The 14,530-nt window shown below is 66.6% G+C and carries 15 protein-coding genes; 5 read left to right on the top strand and 10 right to left on the bottom strand.

Annotation, left to right across the window (positions count from 1 at the left end; genetic code table 11):
- Positions 1 to 207: 207 nt before the first annotated feature.
- The 8 genes from pstB to J5M86_RS12530 form a co-directional block, all read right to left on the bottom strand.
- Positions 208 to 984, bottom strand: a complete 777-nt coding sequence (gene pstB / locus J5M86_RS12565; RefSeq protein ID WP_188059117.1) for a phosphate ABC transporter ATP-binding protein PstB — start codon at positions 982 to 984, stop codon at positions 208 to 210.
- A 32-nt stretch (positions 985 to 1,016) separates the two neighbouring features.
- Positions 1,017 to 1,934 (bottom strand): phosphate ABC transporter permease PstA, encoded by a 918-nt coding sequence (pstA, locus tag J5M86_RS12560; protein WP_188059118.1) that lies wholly within the window; start codon positions 1,932 to 1,934, stop codon positions 1,017 to 1,019.
- Entirely contained in the window at positions 1,931 to 2,944 is a 1,014-nt protein-coding gene (pstC, locus tag J5M86_RS12555; protein ID WP_188059119.1) for a phosphate ABC transporter permease subunit PstC, read from the bottom strand. Before pstC ends, pstA begins: the two co-directional genes overlap by 4 nt.
- A gap of 95 nt (positions 2,945 to 3,039) precedes the next feature.
- Positions 3,040 to 4,191 carry a phosphate ABC transporter substrate-binding protein PstS gene (gene pstS / locus J5M86_RS12550; protein ID WP_244328356.1) on the bottom strand — a complete coding sequence of 384 codons (1,152 nt, stop codon included), beginning with the start codon at positions 4,189 to 4,191 and terminating at the stop codon, positions 3,040 to 3,042.
- A 221-nt stretch (positions 4,192 to 4,412) separates the two neighbouring features.
- Complete coding sequence (locus tag J5M86_RS12545) at positions 4,413 to 5,363, bottom strand: NUDIX hydrolase (protein WP_188059120.1); 951 nt, start codon at positions 5,361 to 5,363, stop codon at positions 4,413 to 4,415.
- Entirely contained in the window at positions 5,360 to 7,636 is a 2,277-nt protein-coding gene (locus J5M86_RS12540) for an RNA degradosome polyphosphate kinase (RefSeq protein WP_188059121.1), read from the bottom strand. Before J5M86_RS12540 ends, J5M86_RS12545 begins: the two co-directional genes overlap by 4 nt.
- A gap of 68 nt (positions 7,637 to 7,704) precedes the next feature.
- The gene (mshD, locus tag J5M86_RS12535) at positions 7,705 to 8,574 is read right to left on the bottom strand and encodes a mycothiol synthase (protein WP_188059122.1); all 870 of its coding nucleotides are present in this window, start codon (positions 8,572 to 8,574) and stop codon (positions 7,705 to 7,707) included.
- Between the two features lie 34 nt (positions 8,575 to 8,608).
- Positions 8,609 to 9,322 carry a response regulator transcription factor gene (locus tag J5M86_RS12530; protein WP_188059123.1) on the bottom strand — a complete coding sequence of 238 codons (714 nt, stop codon included), beginning with the start codon at positions 9,320 to 9,322 and terminating at the stop codon, positions 8,609 to 8,611.
- 86 nt (positions 9,323 to 9,408) lie between these two features.
- On the opposite strand from J5M86_RS12530, the gene J5M86_RS12525 reads away from it, so the two are divergent.
- Both J5M86_RS12525 and J5M86_RS12520 read left to right on the top strand, forming a co-directional pair.
- Positions 9,409 to 9,642 (top strand): MoaD/ThiS family protein, encoded by a 234-nt coding sequence (locus J5M86_RS12525; protein WP_188059124.1) that lies wholly within the window; start codon positions 9,409 to 9,411, stop codon positions 9,640 to 9,642.
- 76 nt (positions 9,643 to 9,718) lie between these two features.
- Positions 9,719 to 10,492: a hypothetical protein gene (locus J5M86_RS12520; RefSeq protein ID WP_188059125.1), complete on the top strand. Its 774-nt coding sequence runs from the start codon at positions 9,719 to 9,721 to the stop codon at positions 10,490 to 10,492.
- 33 nt (positions 10,493 to 10,525) lie between these two features.
- On the opposite strand, the gene J5M86_RS12515 is transcribed toward J5M86_RS12520, so the two are convergent.
- Both J5M86_RS12515 and J5M86_RS12510 read right to left on the bottom strand, forming a co-directional pair.
- Positions 10,526 to 11,029, bottom strand: coding sequence for an FABP family protein (locus J5M86_RS12515; protein WP_188059126.1), 504 nt, complete (start codon positions 11,027 to 11,029; stop codon positions 10,526 to 10,528).
- 31 nt (positions 11,030 to 11,060) lie between these two features.
- Complete coding sequence (locus J5M86_RS12510) at positions 11,061 to 12,197, bottom strand: LCP family protein (protein WP_244328355.1); 1,137 nt, start codon at positions 12,195 to 12,197, stop codon at positions 11,061 to 11,063.
- A gap of 43 nt (positions 12,198 to 12,240) precedes the next feature.
- On the opposite strand from J5M86_RS12510, the gene J5M86_RS12505 reads away from it, so the two are divergent.
- The 3 genes from J5M86_RS12505 to J5M86_RS12495 all read left to right on the top strand — a co-directional run bounded on the left by J5M86_RS12505 (position 12,241) and on the right by J5M86_RS12495 (position 14,510).
- Entirely contained in the window at positions 12,241 to 13,272 is a 1,032-nt protein-coding gene (locus J5M86_RS12505; RefSeq protein WP_244328354.1) for a folate-binding protein YgfZ, read from the top strand.
- 118 nt (positions 13,273 to 13,390) lie between these two features.
- Entirely contained in the window at positions 13,391 to 13,735 is a 345-nt protein-coding gene (locus J5M86_RS12500; RefSeq protein WP_188059127.1) for a helix-turn-helix domain-containing protein, read from the top strand.
- 58 nt (positions 13,736 to 13,793) lie between these two features.
- A complete protein-coding gene (locus J5M86_RS12495; RefSeq protein ID WP_188059128.1) occupies positions 13,794 to 14,510 on the top strand; it encodes a hypothetical protein in 717 nt (238 codons plus the stop codon).
- The last annotated feature ends 20 nt before the right edge of the window (positions 14,511 to 14,530 follow it).

Genomic DNA, 14,530 nt, shown 5'->3' with positions numbered 1-14,530 from the left:
CACGTCGGTCGCCGGTTAGTCTCTAACGTGTTCGGGCCGCGGCAGCCCCGGGTCCCAACATCAGCCGCTACGAGCGGCCACGCGCCGTGAGGCGCTCCCGGTCCGGACACGAAGATCCCGCACCACTTCGGTGGTGCGGGATCTTTTCATGCGACGAATCCCCCTGACCGCCGTCGCACGCCGAGCGTGTCCGCGCGGTTCGCCGGATCAGCCGAATCGACCCGAGATGTAATCCTCGGTGGCCTTCTCCGACGGGTTGTTGAAGATGGTGCTGGTGTCGTCCATCTCGATCAGGCGACCGGGCTTGCCGGTGGCGGCGAGGTTGAAGAACGCGGTGCGATCGGAGACGCGCGCCGCCTGCTGCATGTTGTGCGTCACGATGACGATCGTGTAGTCGTCCTTGAGTTCGGTGATGAGGTCTTCGATCGCCAGGGTCGAGATCGGGTCGAGCGCCGAGCAGGGCTCGTCCATCAGCAGCACCTGCGGGCGAACGGCGATGGCGCGGGCGATGCACAACCGCTGCTGCTGACCACCGGAAAGGCCGGCGCCCGGCTTGTCGAGGCGGTCCTTGACCTCGTTCCAGAGGTTGGCGCCCTTGAGGGCGCGCTCGGTGCGCTCGGCCAACTCCTTCTTGTTCTTCATTCCGTTCAACCGCAGACCAGCGGTGACGTTGTCGCCGATCGACATGGTCGGGAAGGGGTTGGGACGCTGGAAGACCATGCCGACCGTGCGACGCACGCCGACTGGGTCGACACCGGAGGCGTAGAGATCCTGGTCGTCGAGCTTGACAGAACCCTCCACGCGTCCGCCCGGGATGACCTCGTGCATCCGGTTGAGCGTCCGCAAGAAGGTCGACTTGCCACAACCGGACGGGCCGATGAACGCAGTGACCGAGCGGGGCTCGATGACCATCGAGACGTCCTCGACCGCCTTGAAGTCACCGTAGAAGACGTTCAGATCCTGGACGTCGATGCGCTTACCCATGTGCGTGATTCCTAGTTCTTTCGAAGCGGCGTTCAGCTCTTGACCTTGCTCATCCGGCTGATCAGCCGGCCGAGCAGGTTGAGCACGAGGATGAGAAGGATCAGCGTCAGGGAGGCAGCCCAGACGCGATCCGAAGTGGGCTCCAGCCCCATGTTGTCGCGACCGTCGTTGATCATCGTGGGCAGCGTGCCCATCAGACCACCGAAGAGGTTCGTCGCGATCGACCGGAAGTAGGGCGCCAGGATGATCAGCGGCGCGGTTTCACCCATGACGCGGGCCAGGCCCAGCAGGATGCCGGTGACGATTCCGGAGAACGCGGTGGGCAGCACGATCTTCACGATCGTCTTCCACTTGGGCACACCGAGCGCGTAGGAGGCCTCGCGCAGCTCGTTGGGCACCAGCTTCAGCATCTCCTCGGTGGACCGCACGATCGTGGGCACCATCAGGATGGTGAGCGCCAGGCAGACCGCGAAGGGGATGCGCTGGAAACCGAAGGTCGTCACCCAGAGGGCGTAGACGAACAGCGCTGCGACCACCGAGGGGATACCGGTGAGGATGTCGACCATGAAGCTGACGACACGGGCGAGCTTGCCGCGTCCGTACTCAACCAGGTAGACCGCGGTGAGCACACCGATCGGCACCGAGATGAGCGCGGTGACGGCAGCCTGCAACAGGGTGCCCTGGATGGCGTGCACGGCGCCGCCGCCCTCGCGGCGGTTGGTGATGCCGTCCTGGGAATGCGTCCACCACTGCGACTCGAGCAGCAGTGCGCCACCCTTGACCACGACGGTGCCGAGGATCCAGACAAGCGGGATCATCGCGATGAAGAAGGCGAGCCACATGAGGCCCTGCGCGAGCTTGTCCTTGATCGCGCGGCCGGAGGACTTCGAGCCGATTTCCACGTGGCTGCCGCTGGCGCCGGAGGGCTTGAGAAGGTCGACGGTGCTCATTCGGTGAAGGCCTTCCGGCGCTCGATGACGATGCGGGCGATGGCGTTGACCACGAAGGTCAGGATGAACAACACCAGGCCTGCCGCGATGTATGCGCCGGTCTTGCTCGGGGTGTCGAACTCACCGGCGTTGTTGGCGATCTTGGACGCGAACGTCTCGCCGCCGTCCAGCAACGACCAGTTCCACTTCGATCCGTCGGCCAGCGCGGAGACGATGAGCAGCACCGCCAGCGTTTCACCCAGCGCGCGGCCCAGGGCGAGCATCGCGGCGGAGATCACGCCCGGCTTGCCGAAGGGGAGCACCGCGGTGCGGATCATCTCCCACTTGGTCGCACCGAGCGCCAGGGCTGCTTCCTTGTGCGCGGCGGGGGTTTGGGCGAAGACCTCTCGCGAGAGCGCCGTCACGATCGGCAGGATCATGATGGCCAGCACGATCGCGACGAAGAGGATCGAGGACCCGCGAGCATTTCCGGCATCGCCGAAGAGCGGGATCCAACTGAAGTAGTTGTTCAGGAAGTCGCCCACCGGTTTGAAGTAGCTGGCGACGATGTTGGCGCCCCACAGGCCGTACACGATCGAGGGAACTGCGGCGAGCAGGTCGACCAGTGAGGCGGCCGGGCTGGCGAGCCACTTGGGCGCGTACTGGGTGAGGAAGAGCGCGATGGCCACACCGAGGGGCACGGCGATCATCATGGCCACGACCGACGAACTCACGGTCACCCACAGCAACCGCAGGATGCCGAACTTCATGTTGTTCGGGTCGGAGACGTCCCATGCCTGCGAGGTGAGGAAGTTGTCCTTGTTCTTGCTCAGCGCCGGGATCGCCTGGGCGATGAGGAAGACGCCGATGAGAGTGACGATCGCGATGACGACGAAGCCGGCACCGGTGGCTGCGCCTTTGAAGATCTTGTCGCCGAAGCGGCCGGTGCTAGCGCCATCGCCCTCGAGGGGTGCGCGGCCGTCCGGCTCGGGGCTGCTGTCAGCTGCGGAGACTCCGGTGATGGAGGTCATGCGGGCTACCTATCGTGCGGGTGCTGCGGGAACTGCGGACGATGCGCAGGTCGGTGGTGGGGCCGATCAGATCGACCCCACCACCGACCTTTGCATCACTTGATCGCGGCGATCGCAGCCTTGACCTTGGTGGAGATCTCGGTCGGCAGCGGCGCGTAACCGATGTCCTCGATCGACTTCTGCGCGTCATCCGAAGCGAAGTAGCTCAGGAACGCCTTGACGCTCGAGCCGACCTTGGCGTCGGGGTACTTGGAGCAGACGATCTCGTAGGTGACCAGCAGGATCGGGTAAGCACCGGCCTCCTTGGTCGCGTAGTCGAGCTTCAACTTGAGGTCGTTGCCCTGACCGGAGATTTTCGCAGCGCCCACGGCCTTACCGGCCGACTCGCCGGTCAGCTCCACGGCGCCCGCGCCGTTGTCGATCTGCGCGTAGGACAGCTTGTTGTCCTTGGCAGCGCCCCACTCGACGTAACCGATCGAACCGGCAGTGCTCTTCACGGCACTGGCGACACCGGCGGTCTTGGCCTTGCCCTCGCCCTTACCGGTCCACTTCTTACCGGGCTCGGCCGTCCACTTGTCCTTGGCGGAACCGGCGAGGTACTTGGTGAAGTTCTCGGTGGTGCCGGACTCGTCGGAGCGGAACATCGGCTTGATGTCGGTGTCGGGCAGCTTGGCGTCCTTGTTGACGGCCTTGATCGCGGCGTCGTTCCACTTGGTGATCTTGCCGTTGAAGATGTCGGCCATGAGCGCCGGCGTCAGCACGAGCTTGTCGACACCCTGCAGGTTGTAGGTGATCGCGATCGGGCCGGTCACCATGGGGAGGTTCCAGGCCGGCGAAGCGCAGGCGGTGTCGGCTGCCTTCTGCTCGATCTTGCCGTCCTTCTCCGTGGTCTTCAGGGCGGAGTCGGAGCCGGCGAACTGCACCTGCTTGGCGATGAACTGCTTGATGCCGGCACCGGAGCCAGTGCCGTTGTAGGTGACGCTGGCGCCCGAGCAGTTGGCCTGGTAGTCGGAGATGACCTGCTGGATCGCGTTGTCCTGGGCGGTCGAACCTTCAGCAGTCAGCTTGGTGGTGTCGCACGCCTCCGAGCCACCGCCGGCGGAGCCGCCGCTGGCTTGGCTGCTGTTGCTCGCGTCGGAGCCGTTATTGCTCGAGCCGCCGGAGTTGTTGTCGCTGCCGCAGGCGCTCAGTGCGAGGGCGGCGATCATTGCCACGCTCGCAGCGCGACCGGTGTGCGTGATCTTCACGAGGGTACCTCTCAGGGTGTGACATCCAGGGACCGGCAGGTGCGCCGGACGTTCAGAACGTAGGGAGGTCACGTGACCGAATGGCCCCGAGTCGGTGAACAAACGGTGAACGAGCCCCATCGAAATCGATTCGATCTCGAAAGGTCTGCTATTTATGCCGCCCAGCTGTGACGCAGATCTCGCCCGCCGTGAGGTGGGCGGCAGCGCAAGTGGGTCGGGCGTCAGGGGCGGTGTCGCTCGACCGACACCACGCGGGCGAGTTCACCCTTGCCCGCCACCTGGCAGATCAGGGCCTCACCCTTGTCCAGACCGTCCTCGGCCAACCTCCGCAAGGTCGTCGCGGCGAGGCTCCCGGCGGCGGCATGCGTGGCCAACTGCAACAGGACCGTCGGCAGCACCGGCCGATGGGTGCACAGCGCCACCGGCTCGGCTCGCTCGACCACCTTGGAGACCCGTCGAATCACCTTCGTGGGGTCGGCCACGAAGCCTTCCTCGGACAGGCCGCTCTTGAAGACGGGGTCGAGCGCTGCTGCCTCGACATACGGGGCCACGGTGTCGGCGCAGCGCACCGACGGCGAACTGATCACCCTGGTGATCGCGTAGGCCGAGAGCGTGGAGACCAGATCTGCCGAGCGGGCCCGACCGGCAGGCGACAGCGGACGCTCGGGGTCGGGCCCGTCCCAGTGGTCGCGACCCACGGCGTCCGAGTGCCGGACGATCGCGAGGGGCCAGGTCTGCAGGCCGAACCGACGGTCGGCCTCGACGATCGCCTGCAACTGGATCGAGTCGCGCACGTAGCTCAGCCGCGCTTGGGCCTTGTCGATCGGTAGCCAGGCCACCTTGTCGATCTCGTGTTCGAGGGTGCCGTCGCCGCCGATCGCCTCGCCGGCCCAGTACTTCACGTGCTTGAGTTCGCCCGAGCGCAATGGGTAGCTCGCGTCGGGGAGTGGGATGCCGACCCGCCCGCGCAGCCCGGTCTCCTCGCTGACCTCGCGGACGGCGGTGTCGAGCCACGACTCGCCGGGATCGACCTTGCCCTTGGGCCATGACCAGTCGTCGTACTTGATGCGGTGGACCAGCAGCACCTGCAGCGAGCCGCGGTGGCGGCGCCACAGCACCATGCCGCTGGCCCCGATGGTCGCAACCGCAGCCGGCGTCTGGTGGGTCGTCATCGGCGGCGCGCCTTGGCGCGTCGGCGTGCGTAGGCCGCGATGAGATCGGCCTGCATGTCGGTCAGCGGTGCTCCCTCGGCGTCCCGGTGATGACGCTGCCAATGGCCATCGCCGTGCAGTTGCCAGGAAGCGGTGGTGTCGGCCATGCCCAGAGCCAGCAGGTCACGCAGTGCGGCCACGTGGACGGGGTCGACGACCTGCACGAGAGCCTCCACGCGGCGGTCGAGATTGCGATGCATCATGTCGGCGCTGCCGATGTAGACGATGTCGTCGGCGCCCTCGATGGCGAACCGGAAGACCCGCGAGTGCTCCAGGAAGCGCCCGAGCACCGACTGCACCCGGATGTTGTCCGAGAGTCCTGGCACGTTGGGCCGCAGGGCGCAGATTCCTCGCACCCACACGTCCACCTGCACGCCCGCCCGTGAGGCGCGGTAGAGCGAGTCGATGATCTGTTCGTCGACCATCGAGTTGACCTTGATCTGCACGGTCGCCTTCTTGCCGGCGTCCACGGCGGCGATGCAGGCTTCGACCCGCTGGACCAAGCCGGTGCGCACCGAGCGGGGTGCGACCAGCAGCCGCTTGAACCGGGCGCGGGGCGCCATGCCGGAGAGCTGGTTGAACAGGCGGGTAAGGTCTTCGCCCACGGTCTCGTCGGTCGTCAGCAGGCCGAGGTCCTCGTACAACCGAGCGGTCTTGGGGTTGTAGTTGCCGGTGCCGACGTGACAGTAGCGGCGGATGGTGTCGCCCTCCTGCCGCACCACCAGACAAAGCTTGGCGTGGGTCTTCAGACCCACCAGGCCGTACACCACGTGGACGCCGGCCCGCTCGAGCTTGCGGGCCCAGGTGATGTTGTTCTCCTCATCGAAGCGCGCCTTGATCTCGACGACGGCCAGCACCTGCTTGCCTGCCTCGGCGGCCTCGATCAGCGCTTCGATGATCGGACTGTTTCCACTGGTGCGGTAGAGCGTCTGCTTGATGGCCAGCACCTGGGGGTCGGCCGCAGCTTGTTCGATGAAGGCCTGGACGCTGGTGGAAAAGGAGTCGTACGGGTGGTGCAACAGGATGTCACCGTTACGCATCTCGCCCAGGATGTCGGCCGCGGACGAACGCTCGACCGGCGACAACGCCGGGTGTGCCTTGGCCACGAAGGCCGGCCACCGCAGCTCGGTGCGTGACAGGTCGGCCACCTGGTTGAGGCCGCGCAGGTCGAGCGGTTCGTGCAGGCGGTAGACCTCACCGCGGTGGACGCCGAGTTCGCGCACGAGCAGGTCGAGCACGTGGTCGTTCATGTCATCGGCGACCTCGAGACGCACCGGCGGGCCGAAACGGCGACGGGTGAGCTCCTTCTCCAGGGCGGTCAGGAGGTTCTCGGCGTCGTCCTCCTCGACCTCGAGGTCTTCGTTGCGGGTAACGCGGAAGGTGTAGTGCTCGGTCACCTGCATCCCGGGGAAGAGCTCAGCGAGGTTCTCGGCGATGACGTCCTCGATCGCGACGAACCGGTCGTCGTAGAGCGCGTCGTCCGCGGAGTCGTCGTTCGGCAGATGGATGAGCCGGGGGAGCAAGGAGGGCACCTTGACGCGCGCGAAGTGCTCGCGGCCGGTCTTGGGGTTGTTGAGCAGCACCGCGAGGTTGAGCGACAGACCGGAGATGTAGGGGAAAGGGTGGGCCGGGTCGACGGCCAACGGGGTGAGCACCGGGTAGACGCGGCGCTGGAAGAACTCGTCGACATGTGCGCGTTCGGTGTCGGTGAGTTCGTCGATGCGCAGGATGCGGATGCCCTCTTGCGTCAGAGCGGGACGGATCACCTCGTGGAAGGCGTAGGCATGCTGGTCCATCAACTCGTGCGCGGCTCGGGAGATCGCGTCGAGCACCTCCCGGGGCTCAAGACCCGAGGCCGATCGCACCGCGAGGCCGGCAGCGATGCGCCGCTTGAGGCCGGCCACCCGCACCATGAAGAACTCGTCGAGGTTGCTGGCGAAGATCGCGAGGAAACGGGCGCGCTCCAGCAGCGGGACGTCGGGATCATTGGCCAGTTCGAGCACCCGCTCGTTGAACTGCAGCCATGACACCTCGCGGTCGAGGAACCGGTCGTCCGGCAACTCGTCGGTGCGTTCGTTGTCGGGCGCGGTCTCCCGGATGAACCGGCCGTTGGCGCCGCGGGCGCGTTGCGCGTGCTGTGCCATCCGGGCCAGTGCGACATCACTGGCGGCGGGCGCCGGGGTCTCGATCTGGTCGGCAGTCTGATCGGCGGTCTGCTGCTCCGCGGTGTCCATGCGTTCTATCGTGTCAGGCCGCAGCGTCGCGTGGGCCGGGTGCCCGCTACATGGTGTTTCAGATCGACCTACGTCTGCGCCCAGCCGTACATGACGTCGTGGGCGCTGCGCTCGAAGCCCTTGCGTCGGTACGTGGCGATGGCCGGTGTGTTGTCGCCCTCGACATAGAGGTCGATGGTCGAAACCCCCTGGTCGCGCAGGTGGGCGAGCCCGAGTGCGGTGACGTAGCCGCCCAGTCCACTGCCCTGGAAGTCGGGATCGACCGCCACCACGTACACCTCGCCCGGGCCGCCCTCCTCGGCGATCTTGGTCCAGTGGCTGGCGGCCAGGCGTCCGGACTCCTCGTCGAAGACCAGGAACAAACCGCCGGGGTCGAACCACGGTTCGGTCATGCGCGCTCGCAGGTCAGCAAGCGTCATGCGTCCCTGCTCGGGGTGATGGGCGAAGGCGCGAGCGTTGACGTCGAGCCACGTCTGCTCATCACCCGGTTGGAAGGTGCGCGTCGAAAAACCTTGCGGCGCAACCGGATCAACGATCGGTTCGCCGAGATCGACCGACCGCGACATCATCCAGAGGTTACGCACGGGCGTCATTCCCAAGGCTTGCGCGGTGGCTTGCGCAGCCGGGGTGTCGCCGTGCGCCCAGACCCGCGCACCCGCCGACTGCTCACGCACGTACTCCAGGAAGCGCCGGCCAATTCCCTGCTGCCTTGCCTCCGGGCGCACCACGATCTCGGCCCATGCGGAGCCGTCGTCCTCCAGGCGCAGATGGGCGTATCCGTTGAGACGTCCTTCGCCGCGGACGAAGCCGTGCAGGTCGCGATCGTTCGGGTCGGCGTGCAACGACAGCAGCGTCGCCTCCGAGAGCGGGCTGACGCCGTCGGCGGTGCGGGCGGCGGCAGCGAGTTCGAGCACGGCGGCAGGGTCGGGGCGGTCCATGGGCTGATTCCACCACGCCCGGGCTGCCGCCGGGTCACGCCGGGTGGATCGGCTCCGTCGAATGCTCAGTGCGTCCTTCCCGTGGACCGACGAAGCGGTAGCCGACATTGCGGACGGTGCCGATGAACGACTCGTGCTCAGCGCCCAGCTTGGCGCGTAGTCGACGGATGTGGACGTCGACGGTGCGGGTGCCCCCGAAGTAGTCGTAACCCCACACCTCCTGCAGCAATGCTGCTCGGGTGAACACCCGACCCTGGTGCAGGGCCAATTGTTTGAGCAGCTCGAACTCCTTGTACGTCAGATCGAGCAACTCGCCGTCGACGCGTGCGCTGTATGCGTGCTCGTCGATCACGAGCGGCCCGACGACGATCTTGTTCACCAGGTCATCCTCATCGGTTTCGACCCGCGTCAACGCCAGGCGCAGGCGAGCTTCGACCTCGGCCGGCCCCGCGCTCTCCAGCAGCACGTCGTCCAGCTGCCAGTCGGTGGTCAGTGCTGCCAATCCGCCCTCGGTGAAGATGCCCAGGAGTGCCGAGCTGGTGCCGCCACCACGGATGAGTGTGGCGAGGCGTCGCGCTCCGGCGAGGTCGCGCCGGGCGTCGAGCAGAACGGCGTCACAGCTGGGTGGGTCGACCATCAGGTCGGCAGACGCAGGCAGCACCCGAACGCGGTGGCTCAGCAAGGCCAGGGCCGGCAGCACCTCGATGCTCGCGCCGCGGGCATCGGTGAGCAGGACCAGGTTTGCCATGACTGGCAAGCTTAGAGGCGCGGCCTGGGATCCGTCTGTAACGACGGTCACGCCGACCCGTCTCAATCTATGCCTACCCTGGCAGCATGCCCACCATTCGTTACTGGGCCGGAGCCAAGGCCGCTGCCGGCGTCGAGTCCGAGGTCGTCGAAGCAGATTCGGTGACCGCTGCATTGCAACAGGTCACCGCAGCCCGACCAGCTCTGGGCCAGGTCGTCCCGCACTGCGCCGTCCTGGTGGGTGGCCGGCGGGTGGAGGGTGACCACACGTTGGCGCCGGACGACGTGATCGAGTTGCTGCCGCCGTTCGCCGGGGGGTGACCCCGGCCCGCGCCGTGACGACCGGAGTCCGGCAGTGAGCCTGCGTCCGCTGCACCGTGATGCAAGGATGGTCGGCGTGCGAGACCTGTCCGACCGCGAAACCCGGCCTCAGCTCGGTGCCCTCACCGTCGGTTCGGGTCTGGTCGCTTGTGTCCTGCTGGCCGTCGGGGCGGCTGCAGGAGCCGTACCGCTGGCCATCGCACTTATGGCCTGCGGCCTCGTCATCGCATGGGGCTGGCCGGTGTTGCTCGACCTGCCCCGACCCTTCGGCAGTTCTGTGGCGTTGCTGGTCGGCGTCGTCGGCATCGGCGCCGTCGAGATGTTGGCCTCCCGCGCCGAGGGCCTGCAGTGGTTGGCGAGTGCGCTCGCGATCAGCCTCGTTGCGGTTTTCATGCGCGAGCTGCTGCGCAAGGACGGTCGCCGTTCGTTGACCATCTCCATCAGCGGTGCGGTCTTCGGCCTGGCGGTGCTGGCGCTCGGCGCGTTCCATCTGATGCCGTCGGTTGCGTTCGGTACCCCGGGGCCGACCTACGCCGCCGCTGGCGGTGTGGCGATCGGGTTGCTGCTCGACTGGACGCTCGGGCGCACAAAAGCCGCAGATGCGTCACTCCCGCTGAGTCTGCTGCTCGCAGCCGGTGCCGGTGCCGCGCTGGGTGTGGCACGCGATGAGGCATGGAGCATCCCGATGCTGGCTGCCGTGTTGTGCTGCGGTGCAGCGCATGCACTACGCAGAGTCGTCGGCGCCCTGCCGCGAGCGGCGGAAGGTGCTGGTGCGTTGGCCGTCGGGGTCGGCTCAGTGCTCTTCGTGGGTGTGGTGCCCTACGCCACCCAGTGGTTGCTGAGTCGCTGAATCCGGCCGGCCCGCCGCGGAGAAGCCACTGCGTCAGTGGTTGCTGACCCGCTTCAACTCAGCCGACACGTGGCTCTGCAGCGGCTCACCGACCGCTGCCATGTCCATCGCCCACATCAGGTTGCTGTTGACGTAGCCGTACATCCGGGCGCCGGCGTTGTACTCCTTGGCGTGCGGACTGCGCAGCACGCCGTCGGTGCGTAGCTCGACCTTCGCCGGAGAGGTCGTGCCGTAGTAGAGCTCGACGATGCCGGTCGGGTGGGTGAGGACGAGTTCGACCTCGTTGTCGGGCAGTGGCCGCCAGAAACCGAGTTCGGTGGCGAGCGGACGCACCTTGTTGCCCTCGTCGTCCAGCGCCCAGGTGCGGCTGTGCCACTCCAGGAACGGACGACCGTCGTGGAAGCAGTGAATCTCCTGGCCGAAGTTGAGCGACTCGATCGTCGGATAGCCCACGACCCCTGCACCCTCCCAGCGTCCGATCATCCACGCCAACGGCGCGAGTTCGATGGGCATGTTCGGGTCGAGTTCGAGGGGCATCGGCAGTGTCTTTCGGTCGAGGTATCGGGGGTCAGCGCAGCGGGTTGGAGCTGCCGGTGTACTTGCTGAAATCGTCGTTGTAGAGGGCTTGGCCGAGCAGCTTCATCTTCGGCTCGTCGACGATGTCGATGGAGCCTGCCACCGGATCGTTGCCGTAACCGGAGAACGGCGCGGTGTAGAAACGCACATTGCCCATGCGCAGATTGCGCATGCTCCACCCGAGCGACTGCACATTCATGTCCTTGTCGACCGCGAGGTTGTCGTTTGAAGTGAGGTCGTCGACGATGCTGTTGAGCTTGATCGGGTTGAGCAGCGTGCCGGCCTTGAGTGTCTTGGCCATGATTGCCTTGATCCACGCCTGCTGGTTGCGGCCACGGTCGATGTCGCCCTCGCGCAGCTGGTAGCGCTCACGAACGAAGCCGAGCGCCTGCTTGCCGTTCATGTGCTGCATGCCGACCTCCCACCGCTTCTTGGAGCCGTCGGTGTAGGCCTGCGGCACATAGAGATCGACGCCGCCGACGGTGTCGGTGAGCTTGGCAAAACCGTCGAACCCGATCTGGGCGGCATGGTCGATCTTGATGCCCAGGAGATCCTGCAGCGTGCGGATCAGCAACTGCGGCCCGCCGTAGGCGTACGCAGCGTTGATCTTGTTCTTGCCGCGGCCAGGGATGGAGACGTAGAGGTCACGCGGGAAGTGGATGACCTGCACCGACTTGCGGTCATTGGAGACGTGCACCAGCTGGATGACATCGGAACGGCTCGCGTCCTGCAGGCTCCGGCTGCGGGAGTCACTACCGAGCAGGAGGATGTTGAGGGCGTCACCGGCAGCGGCATTACGCGTCGGTTGACCGGCCTCGGTGGGCAGGAGCCCGGTCTTCTTGATGTTGTGGTCGAGCTTCCAGTTCAGGTACGCGGCGAAGCCGCCCACAGCGAGCGCGGTGACCAGGAGCATCGAGAGGATCGTCAGGCAGCCCACCTTGAGGCAGCCGGCCTTCTTCGGCTCCTCCTGGTCGTCGTCCTCGAAGTCGTCGTCGACGCCTGGGGCGCCGTCGGTCTTGCTCGTCTGCGATGCGGCGTCGTCCTCCGGTCGCCCGGTGGGTGAGTGCTCCGAATCGGGGGCGAGCCGGTTCGTCGCGTCGTCCGCCGAGGACTGGTTGGGCTCGCTCATGGGCGCAAGTGTAGGCACCGCCGCCGCGACGTAGCCTGGACACGTGAACACTCAGCCAGCTCAGATCAGTCCGTCGCCGCTGCTGCAGCGCGATGCCGCGGTGGAGGCCGACGGGCTGGACGCCGGAGTGGCCGCACACTACGGCGACCCGATCCGCGAACAGCGGCTGCTCGAATCCGGCGAAGCGATGGTCGACCTCAGCAACCGGGGCGTGGTGACGGTGACCGGACCCGACCGGCTGACCTGGCTGCACTCGATGACCACCCAGAAGCTGGACGACCTGCAGCCGGGGGTGAGCGTCGAATCCCTCGTGCTCAGCCCGCACGGCCATGTCGAACACGATCTGCACCTGGTCGACGACGGCGAGACCACGTGGATCACGGTGGAGCCCGGCACTTCCGGGGCGTTGGTGGAATGGCTGCGCAAGATGCAGTTCATGCTGCGGGTCGAGGTGGCCGATCGCAGCGCCGACTTCGCCGTGCTCGGCGATCCCTCCACTGATCCGGTCGAAGGCCTCGCCTGGGTCGACCCGTGGCCGACCCCCGGGCCCGACACCGCGAACTACTCCGACGTCGATCCGCACCCAGCGCTCGGCCGGGCATGGCGCGAACTCATCGTGCCCCGTGAAGAACTCCAACGGGCGGTCGGCGAACGTCCGTTGGCCGGCACCTGGGCGATGGACGCGTTGCGAGTGGCGCAATGGCGTCCGCGGCATCTGGTCGACACCGACCACCGCGCCATTCCTCATGAGCTCGACTGGCTGCGCACCGCGGTGCACCTGCACAAGGGCTGCTATCGCGGTCAGGAGACGATCGCCCGGGTGCACAATCTCGGCCGCCCCCCTCGGCGGTTGGTCTTCCTGCACCTGGACGGTTCAGGCCACGTGCTGCCGGACGCAGGGGCGGACCTGTTCGCGCCTGCTTCGGAGCGTGCGATCGGCAGGCTGACCTCGGTCGTACGGCACCACGAGGACGGTCCGATCGCGCTGGCCGTCGTCAAGCGGAACGTCCCGATCGACGCCGTGCTGCGCGCCGGCGATGTCACCGCCGCGCAGACGGAGATCGTCAAGCCGTAGCGCAATAGCGCTGTCGGGCAACAGAATTCGACCGCGTTCGAAAGCTACTGGCGAGTGTGACAAGGCTCACGCTTGCTCCAGCTTGCAAAGTGCTAACTAAAGCAAGCATAATGGACGCATGACACCGAACCCCGTCACCGATCTGGGTGGCTACCTCAAGGAGCAGCGCGAACAAGCGCAGCTTTCGTTGCGGCAGCTGGCCGATCGCTCGGGTATCTCCAACCCCTACCTCAGCCAGATTGAGCGGGGATTGAAGAAGCCGAGCGCGGAGATTCTCCAGGCGTTGGCCAAGGGTTTGCGGATCTCGGCCGAGCAGCTCTATGTGCGTGCCGGGATCTTGGACGAGGCCGGCGAGGCCGAGGCGCTGATCGACACCCGCGTGGCGATCATGTCCGACCCGCTGCTCTCGACCAAGCAGCGCAAGGTCCTTCTCGATCTGTACGCATCGTTCGTCGAAGACTGACCTGCCTGCCGCTTCCGGCTTCCAAACTTCCAGTAACACCCTTCCGAAAGGAGTGGCCATGGCCACCAAGTTCGACCTCAAGAAGTCCATCACCGACGCCACCCCGCTGTACGCCGCCGTCGGCGCCGCCGACTCCGTGCTCAGCAACGTCCGCGAGCGCGCGCTGACCGTCTACGCCGACAGCACCGCCCGCGTCCAGAACCTTCGCGACGAGCTCAAGCCCTCGACCGTGCAGGCCAAGGTCACCAAGAGCTTCGCTGACATGCGCGACCAGGTCGAGGCCCTCCCGGCCACCGCGACCGAGCGCATCGACGCCGTGAGCATCGAGGCCAACGACCAGTACGTTGCCTACGCCAAGCGCGGCGAGAAGGTCGTGAAGTCGCTGCGCAAGCAGGTTGACGGTGTCGAGGCCAGCGCCAAGAAGCAGGTCTCCGAGGCCCAGAGCACCGCCAAGAAGCAGGTTGCCGGCGCTCAGCGCACCGCTCGTAAGGCTGCCGCCGACGCCCAGGCCACCGCCGTTTCCACCCTGGCTGCTGGCCGCAAGGACGCCGCCAAGCTGGTTGCCGACGTCGCGGGCAAGGTCGAGGACGAGGCTCGCACCGAGGTGCGCAGCGCTGCCGCAAAGGAAGGCGCTGCCAAGCGTCCGGCTCGCAAGACCGTCGCCAAGAAGGCCACGGCCAAGAACGCTCCGGCGCGCAAGACCGCTGCCAAGCCCGCCGCGTCGAAGCCCGCCACCAAGGCTGCTCCGGCGACGGACGCCAAGACCGACGCCTGAAGACAGTTGTCGCTCGACTT

The organism is Yimella sp. cx-51 (assembly GCF_017654605.1).
Lineage (GTDB): Bacteria > Actinomycetota > Actinomycetes > Actinomycetales > Dermatophilaceae > Yimella.
The sequence above is the reverse complement of the archived record's forward strand: the minus strand, read 5'-3'. Positions and strand labels throughout refer to the sequence as shown.